This is a genomic window from Pseudomonas fluorescens, from assembly GCF_012974785.1.
GTDB classification, from domain to species: Bacteria; Pseudomonadota; Gammaproteobacteria; order Pseudomonadales; family Pseudomonadaceae; genus Aquipseudomonas; species Aquipseudomonas fluorescens_BT.
Genome location: NZ_CP027561.1, coordinates 3,242,611 through 3,258,092, shown reverse-complemented (window position 1 = coordinate 3,258,092; position 15,482 = coordinate 3,242,611). Strand labels below are relative to the sequence as shown.

14 protein-coding genes are annotated in these 15,482 nt (G+C 61.0%); 4 read left to right on the top strand and 10 right to left on the bottom strand.

Annotation, left to right across the window (positions count from 1 at the left end):
- Position 1 precedes the first annotated feature (1 nt).
- Entirely contained in the window at positions 2-1,312 is a 1,311-nt protein-coding gene (locus tag C6Y56_RS14485) for a sensor histidine kinase (RefSeq protein ID WP_169430469.1), read from the top strand.
- Here the strand turns inward: C6Y56_RS14485 and C6Y56_RS14480 are convergent.
- From C6Y56_RS14480 to C6Y56_RS14460, 5 genes are all read right to left on the bottom strand, one after another.
- Positions 1,273-1,821 carry a PqiC family protein gene (locus C6Y56_RS14480; RefSeq protein ID WP_169430468.1) on the bottom strand — a complete coding sequence of 183 codons (549 nt, stop codon included), beginning with the start codon at positions 1,819-1,821 and terminating at the stop codon, positions 1,273-1,275. The two genes, C6Y56_RS14485 and C6Y56_RS14480, sit on opposite strands and share 40 nt — an antisense overlap.
- 16 nt (positions 1,822-1,837) lie before the next feature.
- Positions 1,838-3,493 (bottom strand): intermembrane transport protein PqiB, encoded by a 1,656-nt coding sequence (locus C6Y56_RS14475; RefSeq protein ID WP_169430467.1) that lies wholly within the window; start codon positions 3,491-3,493, stop codon positions 1,838-1,840.
- Between the two features lie 96 nt (positions 3,494-3,589).
- Positions 3,590-4,891 carry an NAD(P)/FAD-dependent oxidoreductase gene (locus C6Y56_RS14470; RefSeq protein ID WP_169430466.1) on the bottom strand — a complete coding sequence of 434 codons (1,302 nt, stop codon included), beginning with the start codon at positions 4,889-4,891 and terminating at the stop codon, positions 3,590-3,592.
- Entirely contained in the window at positions 4,888-5,976 is a 1,089-nt protein-coding gene (locus tag C6Y56_RS14465; protein WP_169430465.1) for a polyamine ABC transporter substrate-binding protein, read from the bottom strand. The genes C6Y56_RS14470 and C6Y56_RS14465 overlap by 4 nt, the downstream gene beginning before the upstream one ends.
- A gap of 121 nt (positions 5,977-6,097) precedes the next feature.
- Positions 6,098-7,456, bottom strand: coding sequence for a glutamine synthetase family protein (locus C6Y56_RS14460; protein ID WP_169430464.1), 1,359 nt, complete (start codon positions 7,454-7,456; stop codon positions 6,098-6,100).
- A gap of 162 nt (positions 7,457-7,618) precedes the next feature.
- Here C6Y56_RS14460 and C6Y56_RS14455 point away from each other — a divergent pair, with 162 nt between their 5' ends.
- Positions 7,619-8,524, top strand: coding sequence for a helix-turn-helix domain-containing protein (locus C6Y56_RS14455; RefSeq protein WP_169430463.1), 906 nt, complete (start codon positions 7,619-7,621; stop codon positions 8,522-8,524).
- A gap of 18 nt (positions 8,525-8,542) precedes the next feature.
- On the opposite strand, the gene C6Y56_RS14450 is transcribed toward C6Y56_RS14455, so the two are convergent.
- Positions 8,543-9,283: an anti-sigma factor family protein gene (locus C6Y56_RS14450; protein WP_169430462.1), complete on the bottom strand. Its 741-nt coding sequence runs from the start codon at positions 9,281-9,283 to the stop codon at positions 8,543-8,545.
- Positions 9,276-9,788: a sigma-70 family RNA polymerase sigma factor gene (locus tag C6Y56_RS14445; protein ID WP_169430461.1), complete on the bottom strand. Its 513-nt coding sequence runs from the start codon at positions 9,786-9,788 to the stop codon at positions 9,276-9,278. The genes C6Y56_RS14450 and C6Y56_RS14445 overlap by 8 nt, the downstream gene beginning before the upstream one ends.
- A gap of 153 nt (positions 9,789-9,941) precedes the next feature.
- On the opposite strand from C6Y56_RS14445, the gene C6Y56_RS14440 reads away from it, so the two are divergent.
- Together C6Y56_RS14440 and C6Y56_RS14435 are read left to right on the top strand one after the other, a co-directional pair.
- Positions 9,942-10,913, top strand: a complete 972-nt coding sequence (locus C6Y56_RS14440; protein WP_169430460.1) for a metallophosphoesterase family protein — start codon at positions 9,942-9,944, stop codon at positions 10,911-10,913.
- Between the two features lie 14 nt (positions 10,914-10,927).
- Positions 10,928-11,236, top strand: coding sequence for a plastocyanin/azurin family copper-binding protein (locus C6Y56_RS14435; protein WP_169430459.1), 309 nt, complete (start codon positions 10,928-10,930; stop codon positions 11,234-11,236).
- Positions 11,237-11,283: 47 nt separating this feature from the next.
- Here C6Y56_RS14435 and C6Y56_RS14430 read toward each other — a convergent pair whose 3' ends face one another.
- From C6Y56_RS14430 to C6Y56_RS14420, 3 genes are read right to left on the bottom strand one after another with little or no spacing between them, the layout of a single operon-like run.
- The gene (locus C6Y56_RS14430) at positions 11,284-12,333 is read right to left on the bottom strand and encodes a hypothetical protein (protein ID WP_169430458.1); all 1,050 of its coding nucleotides are present in this window, start codon (positions 12,331-12,333) and stop codon (positions 11,284-11,286) included.
- 30 nt (positions 12,334-12,363) lie between these two features.
- Positions 12,364-14,181 (bottom strand): hypothetical protein, encoded by a 1,818-nt coding sequence (locus tag C6Y56_RS14425; protein ID WP_169430457.1) that lies wholly within the window; start codon positions 14,179-14,181, stop codon positions 12,364-12,366.
- 3 nt (positions 14,182-14,184) lie between these two features.
- On the bottom strand, positions 14,185-15,477 hold the full coding sequence (locus tag C6Y56_RS14420; protein ID WP_169430456.1) for a hypothetical protein: 1,293 nt from the start codon (positions 15,475-15,477) through the stop codon (positions 14,185-14,187).
- Between the last annotated feature and the right edge of the window lie 5 nt (positions 15,478-15,482).

Sequence of the window (15,482 nt, the reverse complement as noted above, 5' to 3'; positions counted from 1 at the left end):
AATGGATCTCAAGCAAAGCCTGACGAAACGGATCGTCATCGTGTTCGCTTTGATGAGCGCCCTGGTCGCCGGGGTGTTTGCACTGGGCATCGTTGCCGCCGTGCATGTGGTCGAGCACAGGCTGGCCACCAGCACCTTGAGCGGTGGTCTGCACCGCTTGCTGGCGATGGAGGACATCAATCGCTGGAGCCATCAGCCGGAAAAGAGCGAACTGTTTTTCTTCGAAGGCGGACCGGGCCCGATGGCCCTCATTCCTTCGCTGGCGGCACTGGCGCCCGGTTTTCAGGAGATCAGCTTCAATGGCGATGACTTCTTTGCCATGGTCGAGGTGGTCGGTGGACGCAAGTACGTGTTGTTGCGCGATCAGGAAAGCCTCGAACATCGCGAGCGGTTGTTGTTCATGGTGGTCACGGTCGGTTTTGTCCTGAGTGTTCTGCTGGCGCTGGTGCTTGGCCGTTTGCTGGCCCGGCGAGTCATGGCACCGGTCATTCGTCTGGCGCGTCAGGTGCGCCACCGCGATCAGTTGCTGGTGCTGGCGCCGCCGCTGCACCCGGACTACGCAGCAGACGAAGTGGGGGAGCTGGCGCTGTCGTTCGACCAGACCCTGGGGCGCCTGCGTGAAACCCTGAGTCGCGAAAAACTGTTCACCAGCGATGTCAGCCATGAGCTTCGCACGCCGTTGATGGTGCTTGGCGGCTCCTGCGAGTTGCTGCTGGCCAACCCGTCGCTGGACGCCCGCTCGACCGCGCAGGTCAACCGGATCGCCCGCGCCGCCCACGAGATGCGCCAACTGGTCGATACCTTTTTGATGCTGGCCCGGGCGGAGGATGACGCCGGCAATGATGTCTGCGTGACGCTCAAGGAAGTCGCGGACGCTCAATGTGAAATCTGGGGCCGATTGATCCGCGAAAAGGGCCTGCAGTTTTTCTACGAAGTGGATCAGCCGTGCAAGGAGCGCTTCAACCTGACGTTCCTGCAATCGGTCATGGGCAACCTGTTGCGCAATGCCTGGCACTACACGGATCACGGGTTCGTCCGACTGACCCTGACGAGCAACGGTTTTGTAGTGGAAGACAGCGGCATCGGCATTCCGGAGGAACAGCGTCAGGCGGTGTTCCAGCCATTCGTGCGTGGTGATGAGGGCCGAGGTGAAGGCCTTGGCCTGGGGTTGTCGCTGGTGCAGCGGATCTGCAGGCGCCAGCACTGGCGGGTGCAGTTGAGCAGCGGCCAGTCCAGTGGCAGCCGTTTCAGCGTTGAATTGAAGCCGGCGACTCAGGACGGCGGGCAACTGCGCACATTGCCGGCGGCCTGACGGATCAGCGCGGCGAGGCGTTTGACGTTGTTCTGCTGAGCGTTCACCAGATCGTCGATGCTCGATCCGGACGGCGTCTGCAGAATCGAGCGGCAGGTGAGCAGGCCGCTGTCGCCTGCATCGGCCGGACGCAAGCGCCATTTCACGTCCATCAGCCCGTATTGCCCGGGAATCGAATCGAAACGCTGCACATCGATGCGCACCGACGTTCTGCGCGCAACGCCAGCGTTGCTTAGCTGATCCACCAGTGCGCTGCGCAGCTCATCGCCGAGGCTGGCGCCCCACCATTGGGTTTCCAGAATCGCCAGGCCGTTGTTGCCTTCGCGGATGACGATTTGCGGGCGGTCGACCTGGGGCGGAACGCTGATGCTTTCAATCGCGATGTCCTGCCCTGATCGGCCAGGCATCGGCTGTGCCGGGGTCAGGGTGTGGAAGCTGATCGGGTCGCTGCGACAGGCACCCAACAGCAGGCACGCAGCGAGCACGGTGAACTTCAGCGGTAAAGCCATGGCAAAGCTCCTGTGCTCAATTGCGCGGCGGGCCTTTGAGGTCCAGCGGCGCAGCGTTGTCGGGGCGACCGCGAATCAGCGATTCCGGATGGCGACCGAGGTAATCCGACAGTTCACGCAACGAGCGCGACATGCGCCCGAGCTCGTCGAGGGTCTGGGTGAGTTTCTCCCGCTGCGGCGAGTCCTCGGCCAGGGTCGAGCTGGCCGATTGCAGGGTCTTGCTGACGTCGGCCAGGGTGTTCTGGACGCCGGGCAAGGTCTTGGCGTTGAACTGGGTCAGGCTTTTACGCAGCTCGACGAGGTTGCCGTCGAGATTGCCGGCAATGCGCTCCACGGGCAGTTTGTTGAGCTTGTCAACCATGGCCTCGAGTTTTTCCTGCAGCTGTTCAAGGCTGCCGGGGATGGTCGGAATGACGATCGGACGGGCCGTCGTGTCAAACGCGACTTTTTCGGCCTTGGGGAAGAAGTCCAGAGCGATGTACAGCTGCCCCGTCAGGAGGTTGCCGCTGCGGGCCTGGGCGCGCAGACCGTTGTCGACGAAGGTGCCGATCAGGCGCACGGCGGCGGCTTCGTCTTCGGGGTTGTGGTTGAGCACCTGGAGCATCTTTTCGTGGGCGCGTCCGAGGCGTTGCGGGTAGATCACGATGCCGACGTTGACCGGGAAGCTGCGTTTCTTCTCGTCGTAGTCCAGGTTGATACTCACCACCCGGCCGATTTCCATGCCGAGGAATTCAACCGGCGCATCGACCTTGAGACCGCGCATCGCTTGATCGAAACGCAGTCTCAGGTACTGCGGCTTGCCGGCAGGCGGGGCGAGGGCGGTCTGCTGGTCTTCGAACAGGTCGAAGGTCTTTTCTTCAGCGGCGGCGACATCGTTGGGGCTGTACTCCGGGGCGCGGAAGGCGACGCCGCCGATCAGCAAGGTCGACAGCGATTCGGTTTTCACCGCAAAGCCATTGGCGCCGACATTGACGTCAATGCCGCTGGCGTTCCAGAACCGGGTGTTCTCCGTGACGTAGGCATCGTTCGGCGCATGGATGAACACCTCGACATTGACACCCTTGCCATCGGCATCCAGGGCATAGGCCACGACCTGGCCGACCGGGATCTTGCGGTAATAGACCGGTGAGCCGATATCCAGCGACCCCAGGTCCTGGGTGTGCAGATTGAAGCGCTTGCCCGGTTCGCCATAAGTGATCGGTGGCGGGTTTTCCAGCCCCTTGAAGTGTTTGGCGCGCGAGTCGGACTGGCCGATATCGGCTCCGATGTAGTCGCCGGACAGCAGCGTATCGATACCTGAAACACCGCCAGCGCCGATACGGGGTCGCACCACCCAGAACTTCGAGTCTTCGCGGGTAAAGGTTTCGGCCTGTTTGGCCAGTTTGATCGTGGCGTTGACGCTTTTCTGGTCGTCGCTCAGCTCGACGTCCGAGACCTGGCCGATCACCACGTTACGGTATTTGACTTCGGTCTTGTTGGCGGTCAGACCGCTGCCGGTCTTGAATGTCACGACGATGGTCGGGCCTTCCTGCATCAGGTTGTGCACCACCAGTGAAATGCCCACCAGCACCGCGACGATCGGCACGATCCACACCAGGGAAATGCTGAAACGCCGGGTCTTGACCGGGGCTTGGCCGGGTGCCCGCGGTTGATCGGCGGCTGACGACTCCATCCATGACCTCCAGAGTGTGTTGGGCACTGAGCGTCAGGAACGCAAAAGCACTTCATCAATATAGAAGTGCTTTGCGATAGAGCAAATCGGCGAGCCTCAGCCCAGCAGTTCCCGCAGGCGATACCAGAGCATGCCCAGCGCCAGCAGCGGCGAGCGCAACGCCGGACCGCCGGGGAAGGTCATGTGCGGCACGCCGCTGAACACGTCCATGCCCTGGCTGTGGCCGGTATGAATCGCTTCGCCCAACAGCCTGGCGCACCAGTGCGTGACGTTCAGGCCATGGCCGGAGTAACCCTGGGCGTAGAACACGTTCGGGTGCTGCTTGAGCCGCCCGACCTGCGGGAAGCGATTGGCAGTGATGCCGATCTTGCCACCCCATTGATAGTCGATGCGCACATCCGCCAGTTGCGGGAACACCTTGAGCATCTTCGGTCGCATGTAGGCTGCGATGTCCGCCGGATCCCGGCCGGAATAGTGGCAGGCGCCGCCGAACAGCAAGCGTCGGTCCGCCGAGAGCCGGTAATAGTCGAGGCCGACTTTCTGGTCGCAGAGCGCCAGATTCTGCGGGATCAGTTCGGCAGCACGCTCTTTGGACAGGGATTCGGTGGCGATGATGTAGCTGCCCGCCGGCAGGACCTTGCCGCTGAGCTGTTGCTCGAGTTCGTCCAGATGCGCGTTGCAACCGAGCACCAGACTGCCGGCGCGCACCGTGCCCGAAGCGCAGCGCACTTGCACCGTGGCACCGTGGACGATTTCCAGCACCGGGCTTTGCTCGAAGATCCGCACTCCGAGCGACGCCGCCAGCCTCGCTTCGCCCTGGACCAGATCGAGCGGGTGCAGATGGCCTGAACCCATGTCGATCAGGCCTCCTTTGTAGACACCTGAATTGACGACTTGCCGGCGCATGTCTTCAGGGCTGACCAGTCGCGTTTCGTGGGCATAACCCGAGACCGCGAGACTGTCCTGTTCGGCCTTGAACGCCTCGAACTGCGCCGGGGTGTTGGCCAGTTCGCAGAAGCCCCAGCGCAGGTCGCACTCGATGGCGTTGTCGCCGATGCGCCGGCGCACCAGCTCAACCGAATCGACGCCGGCCTGTTGCAGATGGCGCACGCCTTCTGTGCCGACATGACGGGCGAAGCCCTCGACCTCATGGCCGATGCCACGTATCAACTGGCCGCCATTGCGTCCGCTGGCGCCCCAGCCGATGCGCCGACCTTCGAGCAGCACCACCGAGAGGCCGCGCTGCGCCAGCTCGATGGCGGTGTTGACGCCGGTAAAACCGCCGCCGATCACGCAGACATCGGCGGTCAGGTCGGCTTCAAGCGCAGGGTACTGCGTGCTCGTCCGGGCCGACGCGGCGTAGTAGGAGCGAGCATGTTCCTGGGTGTACTGATTCATTTGTTCGACTTCACTTTGCTCCAGGAACGGGTCATCAGACGCATGATCGACTGGGGCGGGGTGGTGGAAATGTAGAGTTTGTCGAGCACTTCCTGAGCCGGATACACCTCTGGATTGCTGACGAGTGCCACGTCCATGTACTGCTTGGCCGGCGGGTTCGGGTTGGCGTAGCCGACCGAGGCGCTGACCTTGGCGATCACTTGCGGGTCGAGCAGGTAATTGATGAAAGCGTGGGCTTCTTTGGTATTGCCGGCATCGGCGGGAATCGCCAGCAGGTCGAACCACAGGTTGGCGCCTTCCTTGGGAATCGCATAAGCGATGTTCACGCCGTTCTTCGCTTCCTTGGCGCGGTTGGCCGCCTGGAACACGTCGCCGGAGTAACCGAAGGCCACGCAGATATCGCCGTTGGCCAGGTCCGACACGTATTTCGACGAGTGGAAGTAGGTGATGTACGGGCGGATGCTCAGCAGTTTGGCTTCAGCTTTCTTGAAGTCTTCCGGGTTCTCGCTGCGTGGGTCCATGCCCATGTAATTGAGGATCGCCGGGAACACTTCGTCCGCCGAGTCCATCATCGATACGCCACATTGGGTGAGTTTTTTCAGGTTCTCCGGTTCGAACAACACGGCCCAGGAATCGATGTGGTCGATGCCCAGCACCTGCTTGACCTTGTCGACGTTGTAGCCGATGCCGTTGGTGCCCCACAGGTACGGCACCGAGTGTTCGTTGCCCGGGTCGTTTTTCTCGAGCAGGGCCAGCAGTTTCGGGTCGAGGTTCTTCCAGTTCGGCAGTTGCGAGCGGTCCAGTTTGAGGAACGCCCCTGCCTTCACCTGACGGGCCAGGAAGTGATTGGACGGCACCACCACGTCGTAGCCGGTACGTCCGGCGAGCAATTTGCCTTCGAGGGTTTCGTTGGAGTCGAAGACGTCGTAGATCACCTTGATCCCGCTGGATGACTGGAAGTCGGCGAGGGTAGTTTCGCCAATGTAATCGGTCCAGTTGTAGACGCTGACCTGCGGTTGGGCGAGGGCTCCGGCACTGCATGCCAGGGCCAGAGCGGCGGGGATCACGGATTTCAACAGACGCATATCGACACCTCTTCGATTGATCGTTCCCACGCTCTGCGTGGGAATGCAGCCCGGGGCGCTTCGCGTCCCAAGCGGACTCAGAACGTGGGAACGATCGTTGGGTTGGTTGTTTTTGTTTTGGTTAAACGCTCAACAACAGGAACTCACGCTCCCAGGAGCTGATCACGCGCTTGAAGTTTTCATGCTCGGCACGCTTCACCGCCACATAACCACGCACAAACTTGCTGCCCAGGTACTCGGCGACGGTGTCGCACTCTTCCATCTGGGTCAGGGCCTCTTCGATGGTGATCGGCAGACGCAAGTTGCGGCGCTCATAGGCGCGACCTTCGACGGCAGCGCTTGGCTCGATACCCTCGACCATGCCGATGTAGCCGCACAGCAGGCTCGCGGCAATCGCCAGGTACGGGTTGGCGTCGGCGCCCGGCAGGCGGTTTTCCACGCGCATTGCTTCAGGACCGGAGGTCGGAACCCGCAGGCCGACGGTGCGGTTTTCTTCGCCCCATTCGACATTGACCGGCGCCGAGGTGTCCGGCAGGAAGCGGCGGAACGAGTTCACGTTGGGCGCAAACATCGGCAGCACTTTCGGGATCAGCTTTTGCAGACCGCCGATGTGATGGCGGAACAGGTCGCTCATGGTGCCGTCGGCGTTGGCGAAAATCGGCTTGCCGGTGGCGATTTCCACCACGCTCTGGTGCAGGTGCATGGCGCTGCCGGGTTCGTCGCCAATCGGTTTGGCCATGAAGGTCGCAGTGACGTTGTGCTTGAGTGCGGCTTCGCGCAGGGTGCGCTTGAACACGGTGATCTGGTCGGCCAGATCCAGCGCGTCGCCATGACGGAAGTTGATTTCCATCTGCGCCGGGCCGTCTTCGTGAATCAGCGTGTCCAGGTCCAGGCCTTGCAGTTCGCACCAGTCGTAGACGTCTTCGAACAGCGGATCGAATTCGTTGGCCGCATCGATGGAGAACGACTGACGACCGCTTTCGGCACGCCCGGAACGGCCCAGCGGTGCCTTCAACGGCAAGTCCGGGTCTTCGCAGCGCTGGGTCAGGTAGAACTCCATTTCCGGCGCCACGATCGGCTTCCAGCCCTTGTCGGTGTACAGCTGCAAGACTTTCTTCAGCACATTGCGCGGTGACAGTTCGATCGGATTGCCAAACTTGTCGAAGGTGTCGTGGATCACGATGGCCGTTGGCTCGATGGCCCATGGCACCACGTACACCGCGTCGCTCACCGGTTTGCAGACCATGTCGATGTCGGCCGGGTCGAGCAGGTCGTAGTAGATGTCGTCGTCGACAAAATCCCCGGTTACCGTTTGCAGCAGCACACTTTCCGGCAGGCGCATGCCTCGCTCATGCAGGAACTTGTTGGTCGGTGCAATTTTGCCGCGGGCGATGCCGGTCAGGTCGCTGACCACGCATTCCACTTCGGTAATCTTGTGATCTTTCAGCCATGTGAACAGCTGATCGAAAGGGGCATTCATAAAGACCTCGTCGTTGGTTTTGTTGACGCGGGGGAATCGCGATTTCATCTTTCGCAGGCTTCCCCTGTGGCGCGTTGACGACTATCTTGGGCGGGCCTTGCCGTTCCATCTATCCACTTTCAGCAGTACCAAAGCGCACCAAAAGAGTGCGCAAGGTCTCCCATGACGACGTGCAATCCGCTACAGGTTCAAGCTTTCAACACCGCCGATGTCGCCGAGCAGATCCGCGCGACACCGGGCTGGGTCCAGCAGTATCAACAGATGTCGCCGGGGCATTTCGCCGGGCGAATCCGCTATCTGGACCTGGAAGGCGTGGAGGTCTACGAAGAACAGATGAACACCCGGGTCGAGCAGAATTTCAGTGCGCCGCCGGGGTCTCTGGCGTTCTGCTTCGATCGCAGTGACAACGCGCTGTATCTGCTGAATGAAGAGAGTCGCAACATCTGGATCACCCCGGAGAACTACCAGGAAATCGCCGTGGTGTTCGGTCCCGAATTCGTCCGCCAGAACGGTCTGGACGTGGCTCGGCTGGAAGGTCTGTTCATGGCGCCACTCAACGGCGCGCAGAATGCGCTGTTCAGCCGCTGGTTAAGCTCCACGCTCACGAAGTTGTCGCAAGCCCTTGATCAGCCAAGCAAAGAAACGCTGACCCAGCAATTGCTGGAGGACTGTCTGTTCATCCTCGATAACGCCTGTGTATGTCTGGACAGCGGTGGTTTGCAGCGCCGCGCCGAAGAGCGGACGACCATGAAACGGGTCGGGGAATGGGCGGCGGACTCGCCGGAAGAAACCCTCAATCTGCTGGAACTGGCCCAGGTCGCCGGGGTGTCGTTGCGGCAGTTGCAGCAGACGTTCAAGGCCTACACCGGGATGTCACCGACTCAATGGCTTCGTCTGCGGCGGCTCAACAGTGCCCGCCGGGAACTGCTCAAGGGTGCCACTTCGGGCACCACGGTGGCCGAAGTGGCGATGAACTGGTCGTTCTGGCATCTGGGGCGGTTTTCCAATAGTTATCGGGCGCTGTTCAATGAGTTGCCGAGTGAGACATTGAAGCGATCGTGCCGCTGACGGAAAGGGATTTCCCTCTCAGGCGCCCTTTCTGAGCAATTGCCCGAGCGCTTCCAGTTCGCCTTTTTCCACATCGGAAACCAGTACGAACCGCATGTGGTTTGCCTGCCAGGAAACCACGTTGAAGCCGCGAATCGCCTGGCTCTGCAAGGGTTTGTCGGCCTCCGGCGTCGGCAGGATAAACACATTGATGATGTGTTTGGCCCGGCCGTAACTCAGGGCGGCGGTGGTCTGGTGTTGCAGGTAATCCAGCCGCCCGCCGAGCAGTGGGAAGCCCTGTGCCGCGTAGTCCACGACCGGCGGCGAGAAATCGAGCTTGCCGGTGAACCAGGGTTTGACGGTATGGCGGTCGGAAGACACCACGTCGTTCAAGTGTTCGCCCATCAACGAGCGGATATGGCTGGAGACGGCTTCGTCCATCAACGGTTGTTCGCTGCCGGGCGTTGCCACGTAGAGCACCAGCGCCAGCGCCAGTGCTGCTGCGGAAAATGCCGGGGCGAACCAGTTTTGCCAACGCCGACTCGGCGAGGCGGGCGTTTGCGCGGCCAACACACTGGCGAGCAGTGATTCCGGTGCCGCGTAATAGGGCGCGTGGCGCTTCACACTGATCTTCAGCACCTTCGCCTCGGCATGCCGTCGGGAACACTCGCCGCAGGTGTTCAGATGCGCAGCCACTTGCGCAGCCACCTCCGGATCAAGTTCCTGATCCAGAAAACCGTGCAGTTGCGTGCGGCAAATCGCGCAATCGAGTTCATTCATGTTCGTGCCACTTCAGTAATTCGAGCTTGAGCATCGCACGGGCCCGGGCCAGCCTCGACATGACCGTGCCGATGGGAATATCGACCACCAGGGCGATGTCCTTGTAGGGCATGTCTTCGAGCTCCTTGAGCACGATGACCTCGCGAAAGGCCGGCGGCAAGGCGCTCAATGCCCGCTGGATCAGTGCCGCGTTTTCCGTGTGAATGGCCAGCAGTTCCGGCGTCTGGTGGTGGCTCAAGGCGCCTTCGTGGTGATCGGTTTCGTAGTCGACAGGCACCCAGTGGCGCCCGGCCGAGGCCTTGAGCCAGGTGTAGCTTTCGTTGCGCACGATGGTCAGGAACCAGGCCTTGGCATTGCCGTCAGTGAAACGCTGCAAATACCGGAAGGCACGCAACGCGCTTTCCTGCACCACGTCTCGCGCGGCGCTGTCGCTGCCCGTAAGCCAGCGCGCGAGGTTGTAAGCCGCGTCCAGGTGCGGCGCAACCAGTTCCTCGAATCGATTCATAGTGATTTCCGCACCGTCACACCCCCTATAACCGTGATGCGTCGTGTTTTATTCCCTGGAAAATTTGTGTTGCGGCGCGGAATAAACGTTCGTCCCGCAAGGTTCTTCCTAGTGTCAGCTACATCACTGTAGTCCGCCCTCGAGGACATACCGATGGACAATCAAACAAAACATCCACTGCGCACCGACGGCTTGCTGCATAACCCGGACCGGCGAACGCTGCTCAAATGCTCGGCATGGGCCGGGGCCGGTGTCCTCTGGGCCTTGAGCGGTGGCATTCCCAGAGCCTTTGCGATGGATGAAGCAGGTAACGTCACCGACCCCAAGGCGTTGGCCAGCACCTTTCATTTCGTGCAGATCAGTGACTCGCACATCGGCTTCAACAAGGACGCCAACCCGGAGCCGGTGAAAACCCTGCAAGTGGCAATCGACAAGGTCATCGCACTGCCGAAACGGCCGTCGCTGATCCTGCACACCGGCGACATCACCCACCTGTCCAAGGCCGAGGAATTTGACACCGCAGCACAGGTACTCAAAGGCCTGCCGTCGACCGTGCATTACATCCCCGGCGAACACGACACCCTCGACGAGGGCGGCGGCAAGCTCTATCTGGAACGCTACGGCAAGGGCACCAAAGGCAATGGCTGGTACAGCTTCGATGACCACGGCGTGCATTTCATCGCGCTGGTCAATGTCTTCAACTTCCAGGCTGGCCATGAAGCCAACCTCGGCGTCGATCAACTGGCGTGGCTGGCCGATGATCTGCGGGCAGTTTCGACCAGCACGCCGATCGTGGTGTTCACCCACATTCCGCTGTGGACGATCTATCAGCCCTGGGGCTGGGGCACCGAGGATGGCGATCAGGCGATTGCGATGCTGCGCAAGTACGGCTCGGTGACGGTGCTGAACGGGCACATTCATCAGGTGATCCAGAAGGTCGAAGGCAACATCACCTTCCACACCGCCCGTGGCACGGCCTATCCGCAACCGGCACCGGGCGCGGCACCGTCGCCGGGGCCGATGACGGTGGCGGCCGATCAGTTGCGCAACTATCTGGGGATTACCGAAGTGCGGGCGACACAGGGCGATCATCCGCTGGCGTTGATCGATTCGACACTGGTCTAGGGGAGGGCAGCCTGATGAAAACGCGACTGTTGGCCGTGGTGTGCCTGATGTTGTCGATGCCGGTGTGGGCGCAGGAGGTGAAAGTCGATATCAAGGAGTTCATGTTCGGCCCCAAGGATCTGACCGTGGCCGTGGGCACCAAGGTGACGTGGGTCAATGACGACCAGATCCCGCACACGGTGGCCGAAACCCACAAGGTGTTTCGCTCCGGGGCGCTGGACACCCATGACAGTTTTTCCTGGGTGTTCAATACGCCGGGCGAGTTCGAGTATTTCTGCGTGCTGCATCCGCAGATGATCGGCAAGATCGTGGTCACTCAATAAACAGAAGGCGCGCCTCTTACAGGGGCGCGCCTTTTTTTCAGCCGTTTTCAGAGCTGTACCCGACGCAGCCTGCCACTCAACGCAACGACTTTATTGTCTGGCGTGGGCAGGAGGCGCCCCGTCAACCCCATGCCTTCGCTCACCAGTACCGCGTCCTGCACCAGACACAGGTTGGACGGGGTATCCAGGTCACGGGCGAGCACGGTTACTTCGCCCGTTTGCAGATTGCAGCTCAACAGTCGCCCGCTGAATCGAGTGAATCCGCCATGCAGCGGTTCGCCATTCCAGTCAGGCGGCAACGGTTGTTGCAGACGGCTACAGAGCTCCAGCACCAACACATCGCCTTGCGGACACAGTGCCAGCCCGGTGGGCAATTGCAGGCCACGAATCAGCACTTCGATCCGGCCGGTGTCGGGCCAGACCCGAATCACCTGACCGGCCTGATCGTCAAAGTCGATGCCTTTGCGAGCCGGGTCGTTGTGCAGCTCGCCGGAGAACAGGCTGAGCAGCACGGCGTCTGTCGCCGGTTCGTGGATCAGTGTGACGGGAACGGCTTCCTGTCCCATGTCCAGATCGGGCAACTGGACCAAGACCTGTTCATCCTCGCCGCTACGGAATTCCACCAGTTGGTTGGTATCGGGTTTGACGGCCAGCCAACTGTGGCGGGTCGGGTGATAACACAGTGCATTGAGATTGCCCCGACTGTGAAACACCGGCTCGGGCGGGGTGTATTGCAGGTCCAGCAGTTTCGAGCCCGCGACATAATCGGTCTGGCTGACCAGACAGCGTCCGTCACCGCAGGCGATGTCCGACAGGCCCATGATTTCATCGCGCAGCATGCGGGCCTGCATGTTCATCGAGCGAAAACCCGGCGCCAGTGTTTCAGGGGCGAGATACGCGCCGGGCTTGAGCGGGTCCGGTCGCAGTCGGCTGATGCGGCCGCTGAACGTCTGGTCCGGCAGGCCTGATCCAGCCTCGACCAGCAGCAGGCTGCCATCGGCTTGCACGCAGGCGCCACGTGGATTCAACAGGCCTTCGGCGATGATAGTGCTGGGGCGCAGCGTCTCGTGGGGGCGCGCAGGAACATGAACAGTCATAGGTTTCTCTCCATGGGCTGAGGGATGCGATTACTGCGGTGGCTGCCAGGGTTCGCCCGTGAGATAAGCCCGCAACAGTGCCCGCTGACAAGGCGACATCGAGCGCACCACGGGCATGAACAGCGTGGTGCCTTTGTAGGCATCCGAAGTGCGGGCGAGGATCGGATTTTTCGCGCCCATGATCGCGTCGGGCTGGTTCAGCGGGATGTAGCGAGACATGGCCGGAAAGGCCAGGTAGTGAAAGCGCAGGACGTTTGGATACATCATTTCCCAGGTGATGGTGGTGCCTCCGGGGATGCCGAAGTCGGTCTGGGCGTATTTGCGGAAGTTAGTGAAATACGTGCCGCTTTGCTGACCGTTGACGGTGTAGGTCAGGGCGACGAAACCGGCGAGGGGCGCCGCTGCGGGTTTTACGTTGACGGAGAACGTGACGGACAACTGACCGGGGCTCACCGTCAGGGCCGGGGGGAAATAAAGGAAGTCGCAGTAGCGCTGTTGTGTGTAATACGGTCCCGAGGGCGCGGCGGTGAGATCGATTTCGGTGGTGCTGGTCACCGCAGCTCCCAGATACCGGACCTGCAGCGTAATCGACAGGCCCTGTGGGTAGTCCTCGGTATAGACGCTGCGCTGATCGGCATAGATCCGGTAGACAGACTCTGTTGCCTGCAACGTAGTCCCGGCGACCGTGCCGGGTGCGTCGATGGCCAGCGCCGAGGATCTGACCGCCGACTGTTGGGCTGTATTAAGAGGCAGATCGACAATGCCACCATACACGTAATAGTCGAGCAGGGGACTGCTGGTCGGATCGAGTGTGGCCAGGGTGGTCTCACCGGCTGTCAGGGTGACAGGACCGTAATTGCCGTTGGGTCCGATAGGGCTGGTGATGTCGTCCCTGACGGCCCTGAACGTCTCTTTCGGAATGATGTTGACCATGTCGACACTCAGCATTGTCGCGCTGCTCAGGTCTGCGTAGCCGGTGCCGCCCGTGTCCTGATTGACGATCTGACGGCCCGCCTGACAGTCCAGCGGCTCATTGGCGAACGCCGGCGCCAATGTACCGATGACCCGGCCGATGCTCGGGTTCGGGGTGTCTCTGCCGGCGGCATAATCGGCTTGCAACTGGGGCGTGGCCATCGTCGGGCACATTTCGAACATCACGAAGCGCAGGACAATACCGGTGGCACCCGGTGCCTGGATGATCGATCGCAAACCGCTGCTGTTCTGGTTCCAGCTGACAATGCTGCTCAGCGGGAAGGTCAGCTGGAAGGTGCCGCTTATACGGCAGGAACCGGGTGCATCCAGCTCCTTCGGCGTTGGCTGCAGCACCCGCTTGCCGAGATCCTGGCTGCTGCAAACTGCATTGTCGTGAATCAGCAATTGGATGTTGTTACTGCCACCGATTTGCAGGCCACCGACAAATATCTGGGTGGTGGTGGTCGAGGTGGGATCGAGGTCCACCATCATCGGGCCCGATACCGGCCCTTGTCCGGTCACCGGGTCCACGGAACCCAGCAGATAGACCGGCTGGCCCACCATATCGCCAGTGGTACTGACGCTGCCCGGGCTGCCCTGAGAACTGATCAGCGCGTTTTGCATGTCGACGACATGCTGCCCGTAATGATTCCAGCCGCCGGCGGTGTAATAGTCGCCCGTAGGCGCATTGATCATGCTGTTCAACTGATCGTCGGTATAAGACCGGGCCCCCGATGCCAGGGTCGAAGTGGTCAGGTCAAAGATCGGCCAGTTGTCATCGCCGTCATAAGGAATGGTCGGGGAGTTGTTCGGCAGGCTGACATCCGTGCGGATGCCGCCCCAGAAATTCAGTCGCGGGCCATTGAGGATGCTCATGATTTATTTCCCGTCCTTGATGGTTTTGCCGAGCGGCGAATGGGCGAATTTGAACAGATAGGAGTAATCGGACTTGTAGGGGCTCTTGACCGGCGTCGCCATGGAGTGACAGTTCATGCAACTGCTGTTGGGCTGGATGTAGCTTTCCATGGTCACGTTGGCCGAGAGTGCCGGCGTCGGCTGGCCCAGCGGGTTGCTCGGGTTATCCGGCATCAACGGGCGCTGGGTGGTGATGAGCTGGTAGTACTTCAATACGCTGTTTTGCAGCCCCGGGTCGGCCTGGTAACGGGCGTTGATCTGGTTTGTGATGTCAGCGATCGGCGTGACCCGGTTCAGCGGGTTCGGGGTCTGGAACGTGGTGCCGGGTTTGGGCACGCAGACCTGATGCGGGCCCTGAGTCTGCCAGTCGCAGGGTGACTGGTTGAGGGATGCGGCGGGCGCAGCGACGTTGAAGTAGGAGTAGGCCGTGCCTGCGACAGGCTGATCGACCCATTTGCCATTCACCAGTGCCTTGGGCGAAACGTTGTCGATCTGTTCGAACGTCGACCAGATCCACTGCGGATAACCGTTGGCCTTGGTGATGATGTGCAGGCCGACCAGCCCCAGAAACGCCTCGGTGATACCGTTCTTTTCGCCCTGATCATTGAAGGTCGCCACCCGGGCGAGCAGGGTCAGGTAACGGCTGGCGTTGTCATGGGCGGTGAGGATTCGCCAGCTCGACTTGATCTCGATGACGCCCCACGGAAACGTGATGTTGTTGGCTTTGGAGACGACATCGGCGTTGTAGAAGTTGTTGCCCACGATGTAGTTGTATGAAGTCTCGTTGGCCGAAATGTCGTAGTAGGTCGGGTTTTTCGCCTGATCGATCAACCAGCCGCCGACCGCCTGATCGACGGCGTTGACCTGAGCGCTGTTTTTCAAAGAAGCGATGTTGATGATGTTGAAGCTTTTTGCGATCTGCGGGGAATTCCACGGCCCCGGATTGGCAGCGTTCGGCAGAAAGATTTCCCCGACGGTCTTGTAGGTCTGCCACACGGTATAGCCGGCTGCACCAGGCTGCTTGGTGCAGTCGGGATTGCCGCGCTGCCCGCTCTTTGCCGGCCAGCTCAGGGCGATGAACATCTGCCAGCTGTATTGATCGAACTGATCCTGACCGGCCGTGGCGGCCGGTGCGGTACCGGGCGGCTGGCAGTTCAACTGGCTGGCCTGCACCGATGGCATGGCTTGTTCCCTGGCCAGCGCCGGCAGGCTGGCCAGACCCAGCAACATCACGGAAAAACAGAGTGTGGTTTTCATGGCGA